Origin of the sequence: Mycobacterium sp. 852013-51886_SCH5428379, from assembly GCF_001665575.1 — a bacterium.
Lineage (GTDB): Bacteria > Actinomycetota > Actinomycetes > Mycobacteriales > Mycobacteriaceae > Mycobacterium.
The window spans coordinates 74171-92307 of the sequence record NZ_LZSU01000012.1 but is presented as its reverse complement, the minus strand read 5'-3'; the positions used below and the strand labels follow the sequence as shown (position 1 = coordinate 92307).

At 68.6% G+C, this 18137-nt stretch carries 14 protein-coding genes; 6 read left to right on the top strand and 8 right to left on the bottom strand.

The window, feature by feature from the left end; genetic code table 11:
* Positions 1-7: 7 nt before the first annotated feature.
* Genes A5757_RS04050 through cysD form a run of 3 tightly spaced genes read right to left on the bottom strand, consistent with a single transcriptional unit; the run spans position 8 to position 3520 of the window.
* Positions 8-742, bottom strand: a complete 735-nt coding sequence (locus A5757_RS04050; protein WP_066828879.1) for a 3'(2'),5'-bisphosphate nucleotidase CysQ — start codon at positions 740-742, stop codon at positions 8-10.
* On the bottom strand, positions 739-2589 hold the full coding sequence (gene cysC / locus A5757_RS04045; protein WP_066828877.1) for an adenylyl-sulfate kinase: 1851 nt from the start codon (positions 2587-2589) through the stop codon (positions 739-741). Before cysC ends, A5757_RS04050 begins: the two co-directional genes overlap by 4 nt.
* Position 2590: 1 nt before the next feature.
* A complete protein-coding gene (gene cysD / locus A5757_RS04040) occupies positions 2591-3520 on the bottom strand; it encodes a sulfate adenylyltransferase subunit CysD (protein WP_066828875.1) in 930 nt (309 codons plus the stop codon).
* Positions 3521-3658: 138 nt separating this feature from the next.
* Here cysD and A5757_RS04035 point away from each other — a divergent pair, with 138 nt between their 5' ends.
* Complete coding sequence (locus A5757_RS04035) at positions 3659-5410, top strand: HNH endonuclease signature motif containing protein (protein ID WP_066828874.1); 1752 nt, start codon at positions 3659-3661, stop codon at positions 5408-5410.
* A gap of 3 nt (positions 5411-5413) precedes the next feature.
* Here the strand turns inward: A5757_RS04035 and A5757_RS04030 are convergent, their stop codons facing one another.
* The 5 genes from A5757_RS04030 to A5757_RS04010 all read right to left on the bottom strand — a co-directional run bounded on the left by A5757_RS04030 (position 5414) and on the right by A5757_RS04010 (position 11241).
* Complete coding sequence (locus A5757_RS04030; protein WP_066828873.1) at positions 5414-5905, bottom strand: carbonic anhydrase; 492 nt, start codon at positions 5903-5905, stop codon at positions 5414-5416.
* A 45-nt stretch (positions 5906-5950) separates the two neighbouring features.
* On the bottom strand, positions 5951-7774 hold the full coding sequence (locus A5757_RS04025) for a glycosyltransferase family 39 protein (RefSeq protein ID WP_231983879.1): 1824 nt from the start codon (positions 7772-7774) through the stop codon (positions 5951-5953).
* Entirely contained in the window at positions 7771-8976 is a 1206-nt protein-coding gene (locus A5757_RS04020; protein WP_066828868.1) for a bifunctional glycosyltransferase family 2/GtrA family protein, read from the bottom strand. Before A5757_RS04020 ends, A5757_RS04025 begins: the two co-directional genes overlap by 4 nt.
* 62 nt (positions 8977-9038) lie before the next feature.
* Positions 9039-10562, bottom strand: coding sequence for a cell wall metabolism sensor histidine kinase WalK (locus tag A5757_RS04015; protein WP_066828866.1), 1524 nt, complete (start codon positions 10560-10562; stop codon positions 9039-9041).
* Complete coding sequence (locus A5757_RS04010; protein WP_066828982.1) at positions 10537-11241, bottom strand: response regulator transcription factor; 705 nt, start codon at positions 11239-11241, stop codon at positions 10537-10539. The genes A5757_RS04015 and A5757_RS04010 overlap by 26 nt, the downstream gene beginning before the upstream one ends.
* Before the next feature lie 189 nt (positions 11242-11430).
* Between A5757_RS04010 and A5757_RS04005 the strand changes: the two genes are divergently transcribed.
* From A5757_RS04005 to A5757_RS03985, 5 genes are all read left to right on the top strand, one after another.
* The gene (locus A5757_RS04005; protein WP_066828864.1) at positions 11431-12411 is read left to right on the top strand and encodes an ABC transporter permease; all 981 of its coding nucleotides are present in this window, start codon (positions 11431-11433) and stop codon (positions 12409-12411) included.
* Positions 12408-13319, top strand: a complete 912-nt coding sequence (locus A5757_RS04000; protein ID WP_066828862.1) for an ABC transporter permease — start codon at positions 12408-12410, stop codon at positions 13317-13319. Before A5757_RS04005 ends, A5757_RS04000 begins: the two co-directional genes overlap by 4 nt.
* Complete coding sequence (locus A5757_RS03995; protein WP_066828860.1) at positions 13316-15151, top strand: ABC transporter ATP-binding protein; 1836 nt, start codon at positions 13316-13318, stop codon at positions 15149-15151. Before A5757_RS04000 ends, A5757_RS03995 begins: the two co-directional genes overlap by 4 nt.
* Before the next feature lie 11 nt (positions 15152-15162).
* Positions 15163-16830 (top strand): ABC transporter family substrate-binding protein, encoded by a 1668-nt coding sequence (locus A5757_RS03990; protein ID WP_066828859.1) that lies wholly within the window; start codon positions 15163-15165, stop codon positions 16828-16830.
* 74 nt (positions 16831-16904) lie between these two features.
* The gene (locus tag A5757_RS03985) at positions 16905-18119 is read left to right on the top strand and encodes an acyl-CoA dehydrogenase family protein (protein WP_066828857.1); all 1215 of its coding nucleotides are present in this window, start codon (positions 16905-16907) and stop codon (positions 18117-18119) included.
* The last annotated feature ends 18 nt before the right edge of the window (positions 18120-18137 follow it).

The window sequence follows — 18137 nt, the reverse complement described above, 5'->3', positions numbered from 1 at the left end:
GCCGAGCCTACCCAGCGCGGGTGACCGCCAGGACGGCCTCGGCCAACTCGGGCCGGCACACCACCAGATCGGGCAGTTTGGGATCCTCGCGGTTGTACGTCAGCGCGGAACCGTCGATGCGGGAGGTGTGCAGGCCGGCCGCGCGCGCCACCGCCACCGGTGCGGCCGAATCCCATTCGTACTGTCCGCCCGCGTGCACGTAGACGTCGGCGAGGCCCTGCACAATGGAGGCGACTTTGGCGCCGGCCGAACCCATCTCGACCAGTTCACCGTCCAGCGCGTCCCGCACGGCCAGCGCGATCGCCGGCGGCCGGGTCCGGGAAACCACGATGCGCGGTGTGGCGGGCATCGGCCGCGGGGCGGCGACGCTGGGCGTCGCGAGCGTGGTGTTCTGCGCGGGCAGCGCCACCGCGCCGGCCACCAGCTCCCCCGATTCCCAGAGCGCCACGTGCACCGCCCAGTCCTCGCGGCCGAGTTCCGAGAACTCGCGGGTGCCGTCGAGCGGGTCGACGATCCACACCCGCTGCGAGCGCAACCGGACCGGATCGTCGGCGCCCTCCTCCGAGAGGACCGCATCGCCGGGTCGTTGCTCCGCGAGCTCCGCCATCAGGAAGTCGTGGGACCGCTTGTCCCCCGCCGCTTTCCGCTCCTCGACCGACGCCTCGGCGAACTCTGCCCGCACGTCGAGCAGTAGGTCGCCGGCGCGGGTGGCCAGCCGGGCGGCCAGGTCGTGGTCGTTCACCGGCCGGCGTCGAGCATGTCGATGACCTGCTGGGCCAGTTCGTCCACATCGAGGTCGGGCGTCAGCCGCAGATCCGGGCTCTTCGGCCGCTGGTACGGGCTGTCGATCCCGGTGAAGTGGGTGATCTCACCGGCACGAGCCTTGGCGTACAGCCCCTTCGGGTCGCGCCGCTCGCAGTCCTCCAGCGGGGTGTCGCAGAACACCTCGAAGAACTCGTAGCCCTGATCGACGTGCACGGCCCTGGCCAGTTCGCGGTGTTCGACGAGCGGGCTGATGGCAGGCACCAGCACCGTCAAGCCTGAATCGGCCATCAGGGTCGCGATGTGGGCCAGTCGGCGCAGGTTTTCGGCGCGGTCGGCCATCGAGAACCCGAGATCGGCGTTGAGGCCGTGCCGGAGGTTGTCACCGTCGAGAACATATGCCGGACAGCCACGTTCGAGCAGCTTCTGCTCCACACGCATGGCCACCGACGATTTCCCGGATCCCGACAGCCCCGTGAACCAGATGGTGCGCCCCCTCGACAGCCGGTCCTTGGCGGCCACCAGCGACTCGTGCCGGACGGTGTTCGGGGTGGCGGTGCGGTTCGCGACCGGTGTGGTGTCGCGGACCATGCCGGCGGCGACCGTGCCGTTGGTGTCGGGGTCGATCAGGATGAACGAACCCGTCGCGGCGTTGCGGGAGTACTCGTCGAGCAGCAACGGCTGCTGGGTGCGCAACGTGACCCGGCCGAGTTCGTTGAGCTTGAGCGCGGTGGCGGATTTGTCGCGGCGCAGGGTGTTGACGTCGAGCCGGTAGTCCAGCGTGGCCACCCGGGCCCGCACAGTCCGCGTGGTGTGCTTCAACAGGTATTCGCGACCGGGTTCGAGCGCCGTCTCGTCGGCCATCCAGCACACGGTCGCGTCGAACTCCGACGACACGTGGGGCTGGTTGTTGGCCCGGGCGATCACGTCACCGCGTGAGATGTCGACGTCGTCGGCGAGGCTGATCGAGACGGCCATCGGCGGAAACGCTTCCACCACAGGGCCGGTCGGCGAGTCGATGGCGGTGATGCTGCTGGTCTTCCCGCTGGGCAGCACGACGATCTCGTCACCGACGCGCATGACGCCGCCGGCCACCGTGCCCGCGTAGCTGCGGTGGTCGGCGTGGTCGCGTGTCTGCGGACGGATCACGTACTGCACCGGGAACCGCACGTCGATCAGGTTGCGGTCACCGGCGATGTAGACCTCTTCGAGGTGGCTCAGCAGTGCGGGTCCGTCGTACCAGGGCGCCTTGTCCGATTTGGTGACGACGTTGTCGCCGAGCAGCGCCGACATCGGGATGGTGGTGACGTCGTGGATGTCCAGCCGGGCGGCGAAGGCGTGGAATTCGTCGCGGATGTCCTCGAATTTCTGCTGGTCCCAGTCGATCAGGTCCATCTTGTTCACGGCCAGCACGATGTGCTGCACACCGAGCAGCGACGCCAGGAACGCGTGCCTGCGGGACTGTTCGAGCAGGCCGTGGCGGGCATCGACCAGCACGATCGCCAGCTGCGCGGTCGAGGTGCCCGTGACCATGTTGCGGGTGTACTGGAGGTGACCGGGCGTATCGGCGATGATGAATTTCCGCTTGGCCGTGGCGAAGTAGCGGTAGGCGACGTCGATCGTGATGCCTTGCTCCCGCTCCGAGCGCAGCCCGTCGGTCACCAGAGCGAGATCGGTGTAGTCGTTTCCGCGCTCCTTGGAGGTGCGCTCCACGGCGGCGAGCTGATCCTCCATGACGGCCTTGGAGTCGAACAGCAGCCGGCCGATCAGGGTGGACTTGCCGTCGTCGACGGACCCGGCGGTGGCGATACGTAACAGGGTTGCCATGTCAGAAGTACCCCTCGCGCTTACGGTCTTCCATCCCCGCTTCGGAGATGCGGTCGTCGGCGCGCGTCGCACCGCGTTCGGTCAGCCGCGACACTGCGGTCTCGGCGATGATGTCCTCCACCGACGAGGCGACCGATTCGACGCAGCCCGTGCAGGTGACGTCGCCGACGGTGCGGAACCGCACGCTGGTCTCGAAGACGGGCTCGTCCTCCCGCGGCTGCATGAACGGGTGCACCGCGAGCAGCATGCCGTCGCGCTGGAACACCGGACGGGTGTGCGCGTAGTAGATCGCCGGCAGCGTGATGTCCTCGGCGCCGATGTAGGCCCAGATGTCGTATTCGGTCCAGTTCGACAGCGGGAACACGCGGATGTGCTCGCCCTTGCGGTGCCTGCCGTTGTAGATGTTCCACAGCTCGGGTCGCTGCGCCTTGGGATCCCACTGACCGAATTCGTCGCGGAAACTGAACACCCGCTCCTTGGCGCGGGCCTTCTCTTCGTCGCGCCGGGCCCCGCCGAACGCGGCGTCGAAGCGGTTCTCGCGGATCGCACGCAACAGCGTGACGGTCTGCAGCGGGTTGCGGGACGGGCCGTTGTCGACCACGCGGCCGGCGTCGATGTCCTCCTGGACCGACGCGACGACGAGCCGAACACCGTTCTCGGCGACCAGGCGGTCACGCGTGGAGATGACCTCGTCGAAGTTGTGTCCGGTGTCGACGTGCATGACCGGGAACGGCAGGCGGGCCGGCGCGAACGCCTTGAGTGCCAGATGCAGCATGACGATCGAGTCCTTGCCGCCCGAGAACAGCAGCACCGGCCGCTCGAACTCGGCGGCGACCTCGCGGATGATGTGGATGGCCTCGGCCTCGAGCATGCGCAGATGGCTCAGCTCATACTGACCCGGCTCGGGAGCGGCCACCGGAGCGGCTGTCATAAGCTTCCTCGTAAAGTTGGTAGATCTTGCCAGAATTACTCAGATGACCGGAAATTACCGGTCATGCGGGGGCGATGTCAAGATGTCCCGTGCGCTCGCCGCTCGAATTTGTCACCCCCGCGCGGTACTATCGAACACATGTTCGATACAGTGTTCGCGGGGATGGACGTCTCCGCGTTGGTCGCTGCGATCGAGCAATCCGCCCGCGAGGAGGCCCTGGCCGGGGCGCGGAAGTTGGCCGCGCTCGCCCAGCTGGTGCACCAGTCGGTGACCTTCGACGAGGCCCGCGACGACCGGGCGTGTGACTCCTGGGCCGCCACCGCCTCCGAGGTCGGGGCGGTCCTCAATGTCGGCTACCGCAAAGCCTCGGCCCAGATGCGCATCGCACTCGCGCTACGCGATCGGCTCCCCAAAGTCGCGGCGCTGTGCCTGCAGGGCCGGCTCAGTGCCCGCATGATCGCGATTATCACCTGGCGCAGCCGCCTGATCATCGACGCCGACACGATGGCACTGGTCGATGCCGCGCTGGCCGACAAGGCCCAACGGTGGGAACCACTGTCCGATGAGCGACTGATCAACGCCATCGACGCGCTGATCCACCGCTACGACCCCGACGCGGTCACCCGCGCCAAAGAGGCCCTCCGGCGACGCACCTTCCGGATCGGCGCCCACGACGACCCCGACGAACTAACCACCATCTGGGGACACATCCTCGGCTGCGAAGCCGCCGTGCTGGCCGCACGGATCGCCGCCCTGCTCACCGGCCTGTGCGATGACGATCCCCGCAGCATCGACGAACGACGCTCGTGTGCGATGGGCGCGATCCTTCTGGGCCAACCGTTGCCGTGCCGATGCGGCAACCCGGCCTGCATCACCACCGCCCCGGACACCTCCCACATCGTCATCAACGTCGTCGCCGACCCCGCCGCGATCGCGGCCGCGCACAACCTCATCGCCGAAGAAGATCGCCAACAGCAGAAGGCGTACGCCCGCCGCCACCCCGAGGCAAAGGCGGAGCCGGAGGGTGAAGCAGAGCCGGAGGCGGCGTCTGAGTCGGCGGCAGAGGTGGAGCCGGAGCCGGGGCCGGGGACAGAACCGGCGGCCGTGTCGGAGGGTGAAGCCGGGCCCGAGGTTGAGCCCGAGCCGGAGGGTGAGCCGGAGGCCAAGTCGAAGCCGGAGGCTTCGCCGCCGAATACCGTTCCCTGCCCGCAAGATTCGGGCACCGCGCTGATGCCCGATGGCACCATCCTGCCCCTCCCCGCCCTGGCTGAAACGATCCGCGCCGGAGCACGGATCAAACCGCTATGGCAACCCGGCCTCGATCCCGAACCCCACTACCAGCCCTCGGCGAAACTCGCCGCGTTCGTCCGCGCCCGCGACATGTTCTGTCGCTTCCCCGGCTGCGGGGTCCCCGCAGCACGCTGCGATATCGATCATGTGGTGCCCTGGCCCTACGGGCCGACGCATGCGTCGAATCTGCACTGCAAGTGCCGCACCCACCACCTGACCAAAACCTTCGACGACGGCTGGCAGGACACACAGTTTCCCGACGGCACCGTCACCTGGACCGCCCCACTCGGCAAGCGCTACACCACCATGCCCGCCAGCCGACTGTTCTTCCCCAGCTGGGATGTCGCCACCGCCGAGTTGCCGCCGCTGGCGAAACCGCCGCCGAACCCCCACCGGAAAGCCAAGATGCCGACACGACGACGCACCCGCGCCGCCGACACCGCCGCACGCATCACCGCCGAACGGGCCCACAACGCCGCCCAACGCGCGATGGCCGCGGCAGCAGCAGCCCACGCCGCCGCTGCCGCCCGAGCCGCCCCGGTGGAACACTCACCACCCCCGGCAACCCCCGACAGCGACGACGACCCCCCACCCTTCTGACGGTCAGAGGGTCACTTCGTCGAGCTTGCCGGTGGCGACGTCGAAGATGAAGCCGCGCAGAGACTCTTGCTTGGTGACGAACGGGCTCGCCTCGATCCGCCGCAGCGATTGCCGCACGTCTTCGGCAAGATCGCTGAACGCCTCCGCGGCCCACTCCGGCTTGATGCCGGTCTCGTCCTGGATCGACTTCTTGAAATCGTCGTCGGTAAAGGTGAGCATCCCGCAGTCGGTGTGGTGGATGAGGATGAGCTCCTTCGTTCCCAGTAGCCGCTGGCTGATCGCGAGCGATCGGATCTCGTCATCAGTCACCACCCCGCCGGCGTTGCGGATGACATGCGCTTCGCCGTCGCGCAGACCCAGGATGCGGTAGACGTCGGGCCGGGCGTCCATGCACGCCACCACCGCGACGTGCTTGCTCGGAGGCAGGGGTAGCGGGCCGGTGAAGGTCTTCGCGTACTCCTCGTTGTTCTTCAGGTATTCGTCCGTGACCGACATGGTCGTGACGGTAGCAATCCGGGCGACGCCGGACGCCCTTAACAATCAGCCGGATTGCAGGTCGTAGACGGCGACTCCCCCTACGCGCTGCGGGACGAAATGCTCCTCGACCCAAGCTGTGATGTCGGCGGCGGCGCCCCTATGCCGGAAGCCGGGCGGACCGCCCCGGTCGCCGCCGATGAAATACCGCACCTGGCCGTCGGCGACATACTGCTGGAACTGCGCCAGCGTCGGCGAGTCGTCCGAACCGGTAAAGCCACCGATCGCCATGATCGACGCTCCGGATTCCAGTTGTAGATCCGCCGACCCCATCGATCCGACGGTCGCTGCGGCCCAACGGTTATTCCCCTGAGCGACGAGGTCCGCCACCGTGGCGTTGTCCCGATCGCCTCCGGGGCCGCCGGGCGGCCGGCCACCGAACGCGTCGTCCCGCGCGGGACCCGACATCGTTCCGGGCCCGTTCGCCGGATGAGCCACGTTGTACACCGCGAAGGCCGCAGGCGCGGCCAGGCCCGCCAGTACCGCTGCCAGTGCGACCGCCACCGTCGCCCGGCCGAATCGGTGGGTGCGAACCGCCACCGCAACAGCCGTCGCGACCGAGACCACAACGACCACCCATTTCAGCCACGGCAGCCATTCCGGTGTGCGCTCGAGAAGCACGAACGCCCACACGCCAGTCGTCACCGCCATCACCGCCAGCGTGATGCGATGCGAGAGGGCGTCCCTGCCGCGCCACAGCTCGGCGACCGCGATACCCGCCAGCGCGGCGATCGCGGGTGCCAGCGCGACGGTGTAGTACGGGTGGATCGTCCCGTCCATGAAGCTGAAGACCGCCCCCGTCACCACCAGCCAACCGCCCCACATCAGCAAGCTCGCGCGTACGACGTCGCTACGCACCCTGCGGCGGGTGAACCAGATCCCCGCGACCAGACCGATCAGCGCGGCTGGCAGCAGCCACGACGCCTCCACGCCCATGGACATACCGAACAATCGGCCGATGCCCGGCTCGCCGCCGAAGAACAGGTTCGCGCCGCCGCCCGGACCGCCCGGACCGCCGGGGCCCACCGGGCCAGCCGGACCACCAGGTCCCCCACCGCCCGCGATGCGCTGAATCCCGTTGTAGCCCAGAGCCAATTGCAGCAAACTGTTGTCCGTCGAGCCGCCGATGTACGGGCGCGATGCCGCTGGCCACACCTCGACCAACAGCAGATACCACCCGGCCGACACGACCATCGCCACACCGCCGGCGCCCAGCGCGCCGACCCGCCGCCACATACTGACCGGCGCCGCCACAAGGAAGGCCAGCGCCAGCGCGGGCACCACCAGAAACGCCTGCAGCATCTTCGTCAGGAATGCGAATCCCAGGACGCACCCGACCAGCAGCAGCCACCGGGTACCGCCCGTCTCGATCGCACGCATCGTGAGGTATGCGGCCACGACCAGCAACAGCACCAGCAGTGCATCCGGATTGTTGAACCGGAACATCAACGCGGCCACCGGAGTCACCGCCATTGCGGCGCCGGCAACCAGACCGGCGACCGGTCCACTCGTCCGCCGCACGGTCGCGAACAGCACACCGACGGTGGCTACGCCCATCAGCGCCTGCGGCAGCAACATGGTGAACGCGCTGAAACCGAAGAGTCTGGCCGACAGCACCATCAGCCACAGCGCGGCAGGGGGTTTGTCGACGGTGATCGCGTTACCAGGATCCAGTGATCCGAACAGCCACGCCGTCCCATTGTGCGTGCCGGCCTGGACAGCTGCGGCGTAGTACTCGTTGCCCCAACCAGACGAACCCAGCCCCCACAGGTAGAGCACCGCCGTAGCGACGAGCAGCGCCAGCAGTGTGGGACGCTCCCAGCGGTTCACCGGTTGCGCCCGGGATGAAAGACCCAGCCGCGCAACAGCACGAAGCGCATGACGGTGGCGGCGAGGTTGGCGGCCACCAGCACGCCGAGTTCGACGAACCGGTGGGGTTCAGCGGTGACCGAATGCAGCACGGCGAGCGATCCGCTGGTGACACCGAGCGCCATCGCGAACACGATGAGGCCTTCCAGGTGGTGCCGGGCAACGCCCCGACGGCCCGCCACGCCGAAGGTGAAGCGCCGGTTGGCCGCCGTGTTCCCGATCGCCGTCACGCCCAGCGCCACAAGGTTGGCGACCTGTGCGCCCAGCCATCCGCGGGTCAACATGAACAACAGCAGGTACGCCAGTGTCGACACCGCGCCGACGGCCGCGAAACGCACGGCATGCCGCAACAGGGATCGCGATGTGGCCGGCAGTTGCGGCGGCGCGAACTGCGCCGCCAGCAGCTGCACCGGGATCGAGCCGTCGGCGAAACCCCGCAGCAACCGGCCGATACCCCTGATGTCCGCTCGAGCGGTAGCGACGATGTCGACCCGGCTGTCCGGATCGTCCACCCAGTCCACCGGCACCTCGTGGATGCGCAGGCCGCTGCGCTCGGCGAGCACCAGCAGTTCGGTGTCGAAGAACCAGCCGGTGTCGGACACGTACGGCAGCAGCTGTCGCGCGACGTCGGCGCGAATCGCCTTGAAGCCGCACTGCGCGTCGGAGAACCCCGCCGCGAGAGTCGATTTGAGGATCAGGTTGTAGCACCGCGAGATGAATTCCCGCTTGAGGCCGCGCACCACCCGCGAGCCGCGGCTGAGCCGGGTGCCGATCGCGACATCGGAGTGCCCGGAGATCAGCGAGGCGACCAGCGGCGCGAGCGCGGCCAGATCCGTGGACAGGTCGACATCCATGTACGCCAGCACTGGCGCGTCGGATTCGGACCACACCGCATGCAGTGCTCGGCCGCGGCCCTTCTCCCTCAGCCGCACGACCCGCACGTCGGGCAGATCGGCGGCGAGTTGCGCGGCGATCCGCGGGGTGGCGTCGACGCTGGCGTTGTCCGCGATCGTGATCCGCGCAGTGAAGGGGAAGTGGTCACTCAGGTGGCGGTGCAGGCGGTGTACAGAATCGGCCAGCGCCGCCTCTTCGTTGTACACGGGGACGACGACGTCGAGCACCGGCACGCCCGCGGCCCGTGCGGCCACGGCCATATTGGTCATGGGTCCATGGTCTTCGCGGTGGGTATGCCTCCGATGGGCTCAACCTGTGTGCCCGCTATGAGTCACGCAGGCAGCCGCACCACGAACTCGGTACGGCCGGGCATGCTGTCCACGTCGATGGCGCCCCCGTGCGCGCGGACCACCGCCGCGACGATCGCCAGTCCCAGGCCGGTGCTGCCACCGCGACGTGAGCGCGACGAGTCGCCGCGGGCGAACCGCTCGAACACCTCCGGCATCAGCCCCGGTGGTATGCCGGGGCCGTTGTCGGTCACGGTCAGTACGGCACCGCCGTCCGATCCCTCGGACAGTGACGTGACGACCGCGGTGCCGGCCGGGGTGTGCACCCGCGCGTTGGCCAGCAGGTTGGCCAGCACCTGGTGCAGTCGGGCCGCGTCGCCGATGACGACCACCGGTTCGGCTGGCAGGTCCAGCGACCACCGGTGGGCGGGACCGGCGGCGTGCGCGTCGCTGACCGCGTCGACCGCCATTCGCGACAGGTCGACCGGTTTGCGCTCCAGAGGCCTGCCGTCGTCGAGGCGGGCGAGCAGCAGCATGTCCTCGACCAGCTGCGTCATCCGCGCCGTCTCGGACTCCACCCGGTTCATCGCGTGCGCGACGTCGTCGGGCAGCGCATCCGAATGACGTTGCGCGAGTTCGGTGTAGCCCCGGATCGCGGCCAACGGCGTGCGCAATTCGTGGCTGGCGTCGGCGACGAACTGCCGCACCCTGGTCTCGCTGGCCTGCCGAGCGGACAGTGCGCCGGCGATGCGGTCGAGCATCCGGTTCAGCGACGTCCCGAGCTGACCGACCTCGGTGTGCGCGCCGGCCGGGTCGACGGCGACGATCGGCGTCGGCAACCGCACCTCGCCGCGATCCAGTTCGAGATCGGCGACCTCGCGCGCCGCCGTCGACACCCGCGACAGCGGCTCGAGCTGCCTGCGGATGATCAGCGCCCCCGCGGCGGCGCCACCGACGAGCGCGATCGCCCCGACCACGCAGAAGATCCACAGCACGGTCAGCAGGGTGTCGTCGACATCCGAGGTCGGGAGTCCGGTGACGATCACCTGCCCGCGACGCGCGGGCAGCGCGACGACCCGATATCGGCCCAGGCCGTCGAGGGCGAGTGTGCGGGGTTCGTCGTCGGGGGCCACCGAGGCGAGTTGGCCCGCAGCGGCGGCACTGATCCCGGCGCGGGTGCCGTCGGCGTTGATCACCCCGGCGTCGATCGCGGTCCCCGGGTCGACGACCGCCCCGACGGTGCGGACGGCCTGCCCCGGCGCATTGAGGAAATCGGGACCGGGCCCGTCCCGGATCTCCAGCCGACGCGGGCCGAGCCCGGGTGGCGGTGGTGGCGGCCGCCCGAAATCGACGATGCCGGCCGAGCGTCGCGCCGCCTCGTGCAACTGGTTGTCGAGCTGGTGGGTCAGGAAGCGTTCCATCGCTAGTGCGGTGCCCAGCCCGACCGCCGCGCAGACCACCGCCAGCAGTGTGACGAGGGTGGCGAGCAGACGGGCGCGCAGCGACCACGTCCGGGGTGATCGCGGACGCGCGCGAGTCGTCTCAGTGGGCGGCGGGTTTGAGGACATAGCCCGCGCCGCGCAGCGTGTGGATCATCGGCTCGCGTCCGCTGTCGATCTTCTTGCGCAGATACGACACGTACAACTCGACGATGTTGGACCGGCCGCCGAAGTCGTAGCTCCACACCCGGTCGAGGATCTGGGCCTTGGACAGCACGCGCTTGGAGTTGCGCATCATGAACCGCAACAGCTCGAACTCCGTCGCGGTCAGCGTGATCTGGTCGCCGCCGCGGGTCACCTCGTGGCTGTCCTCGTCGAGCACCAGATCGCCGACGACGATCTTCGCACCGCCGCTCTCGCTGACCCCGGTGCGACGCAGCAGCGCGCGCAACCGCAGCACGACCTCCTCCAAGGAGAACGGTTTGGTGACGTAGTCGTCTCCCCCGGCGGTCAGGCCGGCGATGCGATCCTCGACGGAGTCCTTGGCGGTCAAGAGCAGCAGCGGCAGCCCGGGGATCTGTTCGCGCAGCCTGGCCAGCACGTCGAGACCGCTCATATCGGGCAGCATCACGTCGAGTACGACCACGTCGGGCGGTTTCTCGCGGGCCAGCGCGATGGCGGTGGCGCCGTCCCCCGCCGTGGCGATGTCCCAGCCCTCGTAGCGCAGTGCCATCGAGACGAGCTCGGCGAGCACCGGCTCGTCGTCGACGACGAGCACCCGCACCGGATTGCCGTCGGCCCGGCGCATGACCGACCGCGCAGGGTCGGTCTGGTTCGGACTCACCAGTCCGATTATCCGCACCGGCGATGGGCCGATCCTGTGCACTGTCTATGCGTGGGCTGTGAGGTCCGGCGCGCCGCCGCCACCGCCTGAACCTGCGCACGCGCCGATCTCTTCTACCCTCTAGCCCATGCAGCCCTGCACCAGTAGCCGCCGATGACGCGGTTCCTCGCACGCCGGCTGCTGAACTACCTCGTGCTGCTGGCCCTGGCCTCGTTCCTGACCTTCACGCTGACCTCGTTGACCTTCGACCCGCTGGAAAGCCTGCTCCAGCGCAACCCGCGTCCGCCGCAACCGGTGATCGACGCCAAAGCGGCCGAACTCGACCTCGACAAGCCGATCCCGCTGCGCTACGCCCACTGGCTCGGCGGCGCCCTGACCGGCGACTTCGGCACCACCGTGGCCGGGCAACCAGTAGCCGACGAGTTGTGGCGGCGGATCGGCGTCAGCCTTCGCCTCGTCGTGATCGGCTCGGTCCTCGGCACCGTGATCGGGGTGGTCGTCGGCGCGTGGGGCGCCATCCGGCAGTACCGCCTGTCCGACCGGGTCATCACGGTGGCGTCCCTCCTGGTGATCAGCACGCCGACGTTCGTCATCGCCAACCTGCTCATCCTCGGCGCGCTGAACGCGAACAACGGCCTCGGGATGCAGGTGTTCGAGTACACCGGTGAGACGTCGCCGACCGCCGTCGGCGGTTCGTGGGATCAGTTCGTCGACCGGCTGCAGCATCTGGTGCTGCCGACGCTGACGCTGGCGCTCACGGCAATCGCCGGGTTCAGCCGCTATCAGCGCAACGCGATGCTCGACGTGCTCGGCCAGGATTTCATCCGCACCGCGCGCGCCAAGGGATTGACCCGCCGTCAGGCGCTGTTCAAACACGGTCTGCGCACCGCGCTGATCCCGATGGCGACGCTGTTCGCCTACGGCGTGAGCGGTCTGGTCACCGGCGCCGTGTTCGTCGAGAAGATCTTCGGCTGGCATGGCATGGGCGAATGGGTGGTGCAGGGCATCGCCACCCAGGACACCAACATCGTCGCCGCGATCACGGTGTTCACCGGCGCCACCATCCTGTTGGCCGGTCTGCTGTCCGATGTGATCTACGCAGCGCTCGATCCAAGGGTCCGGGTGCAGTCATGAGCGCTTCCGGAGAGTCCGTGCGCTCGGGCATCGACACCGCCGGCTTCGCCTCCCGGCGCACCCTGGTGCTGCGACGGTTCCTGCGCAACCGACCGGCGGTGGTTTCGCTGGCCGTGCTGGTGCTGCTGTTCGCCGGGTGCTACCTACTCCCGCCCCTGCTGCCCTACGACTACGCCGAGCTGGATTACAACGCGCTACAGCAGCCGCCGAGCGCCGACCACTGGTTCGGCACCAACGGCCTTGGCCAGGACATCCTCGCCCAGACACTGCGCGGCATGCAGAAGTCGCTGCTGATCGGCGTTGCCGTGGCATTCATCTCGACGATCATCGCCGCCACGGTCGGATCTATCGCCGGCTACTTCGGCGGGTGGCGCGACCGGGCGCTGATGTGGCTGGTCGACCTGCTGCTGGTGGTGCCGAGCTTCATCGTGATCCTGATCGTCACACCCCGCACCCAGGGCTCGGGGACCGTGCTGTGGCTGATCCTGCTGCTCGCCGCGTTCTCGTGGATGATCAGCTCCCGCATCGTGCGCGGCCTGACGATGAGCCTGCGCGACCGCGAGTTCGTCGTCGCCGCCCGCTACATGGGCGTGCCGCACTGGCGGATCATCGTGCGCCACATCCTGCCCAACGTCGCCTCGATCCTGATCATCGACACCGCGCTGAACGTGGGCGTGGCCGTCCTCGCCGAAACCGGACTGAGCTACCTCGGGTTCGGCGTCCAGCGTCCCGACGTGTCCCTGGGCACGCTGATCGCCGACGGCACCGGCTCGGTGACGACATTCCCGTGGGTGTTCCTGTTCCCGGCCGGCGTCCTGGTGCTCATCGTGCTGTGCGCCAACCTGATCGGTGACGGTCTGCGCGACGCCATCGATCCGGGCGCGCGACCCACGAGGCGGCGCCGATGAGCCTGCTGGAGGTCTCCGGGCTGACCGTGACGTTCGCGACCGACACCGAACAGGTGTCGGCCGTGCGCGGCCTGGACTATCACGTCGACGCCGGCGAGGTGGTGGCGCTGGTCGGCGAATCCGGGGCGGGTAAGACCGCGGGCGCGATGGCGGTGGCCGGCCTGCTACCCGAGAACGCCGAGGTGTCCGGTTCGGTGCGGTTGGACGGCGAGGAACTACTGGGGCTCGACGACGCCCAGATGTCGCGAATCAGGGGCCGCCGGATCGGCACCGTGTTCCAGGATCCGATGTCGGCGCTGACGCCGGTCTACACGGTGGGCGACCAGCTCGCCGAAGCGCTGCTGGTGCACCAGCGTGGTCTGGGCAAGCGCGCGGCGCGCAGCCGTGCCGTCGAGCTACTCGAACTCGTCGGCATCGCGCAGCCCGAGCGCCGGGCGCGGGCATTCCCGCACGAGTTGAGCGGCGGCGAACGCCAGCGCGTGGTGATCGCCATCGCCATCGCCAACGACCCCGACCTGCTGATCTGCGACGAACCCACCACTGCGCTCGACGTCACGGTGCAGCGGCAGATCCTCGAGGTCCTGCGGACTGCACGCGACGTCACCGGCGCCGGCGTCGTGATCATCACCCACGATCTCGGGGTGGTGGCCGAGTTCGCCGATCGGGCACTGGTGATGTACGCCGGTCGTGCTGTCGAGATCGCCTCGGTGCCAACGCTTTACGACGGTCGCGCGATGCCCTACACCGTCGGGCTGCTGGGTTCGGTGCCGCGGCTCGACGCCGCGCAGGGTGCGCGGCTGGTCCCCATCCCCGGCGCGCCGCCGTCCATGGCCGCGCTGCCGCCGGGCTGCCCGTTCGCACCGCGCTGCCCGCTGGCCATCGACGACTGCCGACAAGCCGAACCGCCGCTGATCGAGATCACCGCCGGGCATTCGGCGGCATGTATCCGCACCGAACACGTCATCGGACGCAGCGCTCCCGACGTCTACGGCGTCTCCACCGCACCGCCCGCGCAGGATCGGGCCGCTGACGCGTCGGTGGTGCTGCGCGTGGAGAACCTGGTGAAGACCTACGCGCTGACCAAGGGCGCGGTGTTCCGGCGGCAGATCGGCGAGGTGCGCGCCGTCGACGGCATCAGCCTGGAACTCCAGCAGGGCCAGACCCTGGGCATCGTCGGCGAATCGGGCTCGGGCAAGTCGACGACACTGCACGAGATCCTCGAACTCGCCCCGCCGCAAGGGGGTTCGATCGAGGTCCTGGGCGCCGACGTCGCCACCCTGGACCGCAAGGCCCGGCGCGCGCTGCGTGGCGATCTACAGGTCGTGTTCCAGGATCCGGTCGCCTCGCTCGATCCCCGGCTACCGGTGTTCGAGGTACTCGCCGAGCCGCTGGCCGCGAACGGCTTCGACCGGGCCCACATCGACACCCGGGTCAGCGAACTGCTCGGCATCGTCGGACTGCGCCGCGAGGACGCCAGTCGCTATCCGGCCGAATTCTCCGGCGGACAGAAGCAGCGCATCGGCATCGCCCGCGCGCTGGCCACGCAGCCCAAGATCCTCGCCCTCGACGAACCGGTCTCCGCGCTCGACGTGTCCATCCAGGCCGGCATCATCAACCTGCTGCTCGATCTGCAGGAGCGATTCGGGCTGTCCTACCTGTTCGTCTCGCACGACCTTTCGGTGGTGCGGCACCTCGCCCACCGAGTGGCCGTCCTCTACAAGGGCGCCGTCGTCGAACAGGGCCACGCCGACCAGATCTTCACCGCCCCCCAGCACGAGTACACCCGGCGGCTCCTGGCGGCGGTCCCCCAGCCGAAACCCCGACCGCGTTAGAGTTTGTGCGCATGACGTTGCGACGCCTGCTCACCGCCGCCCTCGTGACCGCTCTGATCGTCTCGGGATGCTCCAGCAGCGATCAGGACACCCCGTCGGCCGGCGGTACCGCCGAGGTGGGCGCCACCAACGACATCAACCCCCAGGACGTCGCCAACCTGCGGCAGGGCGGCGATCTTCGGCTGGCGCTGCCATCGTTCCCGGCCAACTGGAACACGCTGCACATCGACGGCAACGAAGCGACGCTGGGTGGGCTGCTGCGGTGGACGCTCCCGCGCGCTTTTCGCATCGCCCCGGACGGATCGATGACGGTCAACACCGACTACTTCACCGACGTCGAGTTGACGAGCACCGACCCGCAGGTGGTCACCTACACCATCAACCCGAAAGCGGTGTGGAGCGACGGTGTCCCGATCACGTGGGAGGACATCGCCAGCCAGATCAACGCGACCAGCGGCAAGGACAAGAACTTCGCGATCGCCAGCGCCGCCGGCGCCGAACGTGTCGGGTCGGTGACCCGCGGTGTGGACGATCGCCAGGCGGTCGTCACCTTCGCCGCGCCCTACACGGACTGGAAGGGCATGTTCGCAGGCAACTCGATGCTGTATCCCAAGAGCATGACCGCCGATCCCGAGGTGTTCAACACGGGGCAGCTCGCGGGACCGGGGCCGTCCGCCGGCCCGTTCATGGTGTCGAACCTCGATCGCACCGCACAGCGCATCACGCTCACCCGCAACCCGCGGTGGTGGGGTGAACGCCCGCTGTTGGACACCGTGACGTACTCGGTGCTCGACGATGCCGCCCGCATTCCGGCGCTGCAGAACAACGCCATCGACGCCACCGGAGTGTCCACGCTCGACGAGGTCACCATCGCCCAGCGGACGCCGGGGGTGTCGATCCGTCGCGCGCCCAACGCGCAGTGGTACCACATGACATTCAACGGTGCGCCCGGGTCGATCCTGGCGGACAAGGACCTTCGGCTGGCCGTCCAGAAGGGCATCGACCGTCAGGCCATCGCGAGTATCACGCTGCGCGGGCTTTCCGACGATCCGAAACCGCTCAACAACCACGTGTTCGTCGCCGGGCAGCAGGGCTATCAGGACAACAGCGGTGTGGTGGCCTACGACCCGGCCAAGGCCGCCGAGGAACTCGACGCCCTGGGGTGGCGGATGAACGGCCAGTTCCGGGAGAAGGACGGCCGCCAACTGGTGATCCGGGACATCTTCTACGACTCGCTGTCGACCCGGCAGATCGCCCAGATCGCCCAGAACAACCTCGCTCAGATCGGCGTCAAGCTGGAGCTGGAGGCCAAACCCGGCACCGGCTTCTTCACCGACTGGGTCACCGTCGGCAACTTCGACATCGCCCAGTTCTCCTGGGTGGGTGACGCATTCGCGCTGTGCTGTCTGACACAGATCTACACCACCGACGCCGACAGCAACTTCGGCAAGATCAGTTCGCCCGAGATCGACGCGAAGGTCCAGACGATGCTCGACGAACTCGATCCGGAGAAGGCGCGCGCGCTGGCCAACGAGATCGACGAGCTGATCTGGGCCGAGGGCTTCAGCCTGCCGCTGTTCCAGTCGCCGGGCAACACCGCAGTCCGCAGCAATCTGGCCAACTACGGTCCCGCCGGCCTCGGCGATCTGGACTACACCAAGATCGGCTTCATGAAGTAAGCGCGAAGCCGGTGTTTCGGTTCCCGGTGATCCAAAGCAGTTACCGCGGGCGGATGCGTCGGTAGAACCGACGCATGACCGCTGTGGAGAACGCCACCCCCGTACGACCGGACTCACCGGAGTTCGCCGTCCTGCTCGCACAGATCGCGGCAGGCGCTGCCGAACGAGACCTCAACGACGTCAACCCCTTCGAGCAGGTCGCTGCGCTCAAACGCGCCGGATTCGGCGCGCTACGCCTGCCGGAGAGTCTGGGCGGCGCGGGATTGACCGTGCCGCAGCTGTTTTCGACGGTCATCGACGTCGCCACCGCAGATCCCGTTGTCGCCCACATCTTCCGCACTCACTTCTGGTTCACCGAGGAGCGATTGCGCACCGCCTCGGAACCGGTGTCACAGCGCTGGCTGCGGAAGATCGCCGAGGGTAAGACGTTCGGTAATGCGTTCAGCGAGAAAGGCTCTCTCGCGGTGGGCAGCTTGGTGTTCAACACACGGCTGTTACCCGACGGGCGAGGCGGCCACCTGCTGAGCGGCGAGAAGTACTACAGCACCGGCACGCTGTTCTCCGACTACCTCACCGTGGCCGCCACCACCGACCACGATTCTGTGGCCACCGTGGTGGTGCCCGCCGACCGCGACGGTGTCACCATCGTCGACGACTGGGACGGCTTCGGCCAACGCCGTACCGGCACCGGCACCACCACCTTCAGCGACGTCGCGGTGTCTGCGGACGAGGTACTCAGCGATACGCCCTACGACGCCCAGCCGGATGCGACGGTGCAGTACGCATCGCTGCAATTGTTCATCCACGCGGTGGTGGCGGGCATCCTGGCGAACGTCGTCGAGGACGGGGTGGCGCTGCTCGAATCGCGGACCCGCAACTTCAGCCACGCGCTGACCGAACGGCCCGCCGACGATCCCCTGTTGCAGCGTCAGCTCGGCGAACTCGCCAGTACGGCCTACGTCGCCAGGGCAGCGGTACTCGACGCCGCGGCGGCGATCGGCGCGGCCACCGACTCGTCGATCGACGGCGTACCCGACCAAAGCCTCGCGCAGGCAGCCCAACTGGCCGTGGCCAAGGTGAAGGTGCATCTCGACCGGGTGGCACCGGAGGCGGCGACCCGGCTCTTGGAGCTGGGCGGTGCGAGTGCGTCGAGCCGGCGGCTCAACCTCGACCGGCACTGGCGCAACATCCGCACGATCACCCTGCACAACCCCGTGGCGTACAAGGCGCGCGTCATCGGCGACAACCTGCTGCACGGCACCGCGGTGCCGGCGAACGCCTACTTCTGACTTCTGAAAGGAATGTTC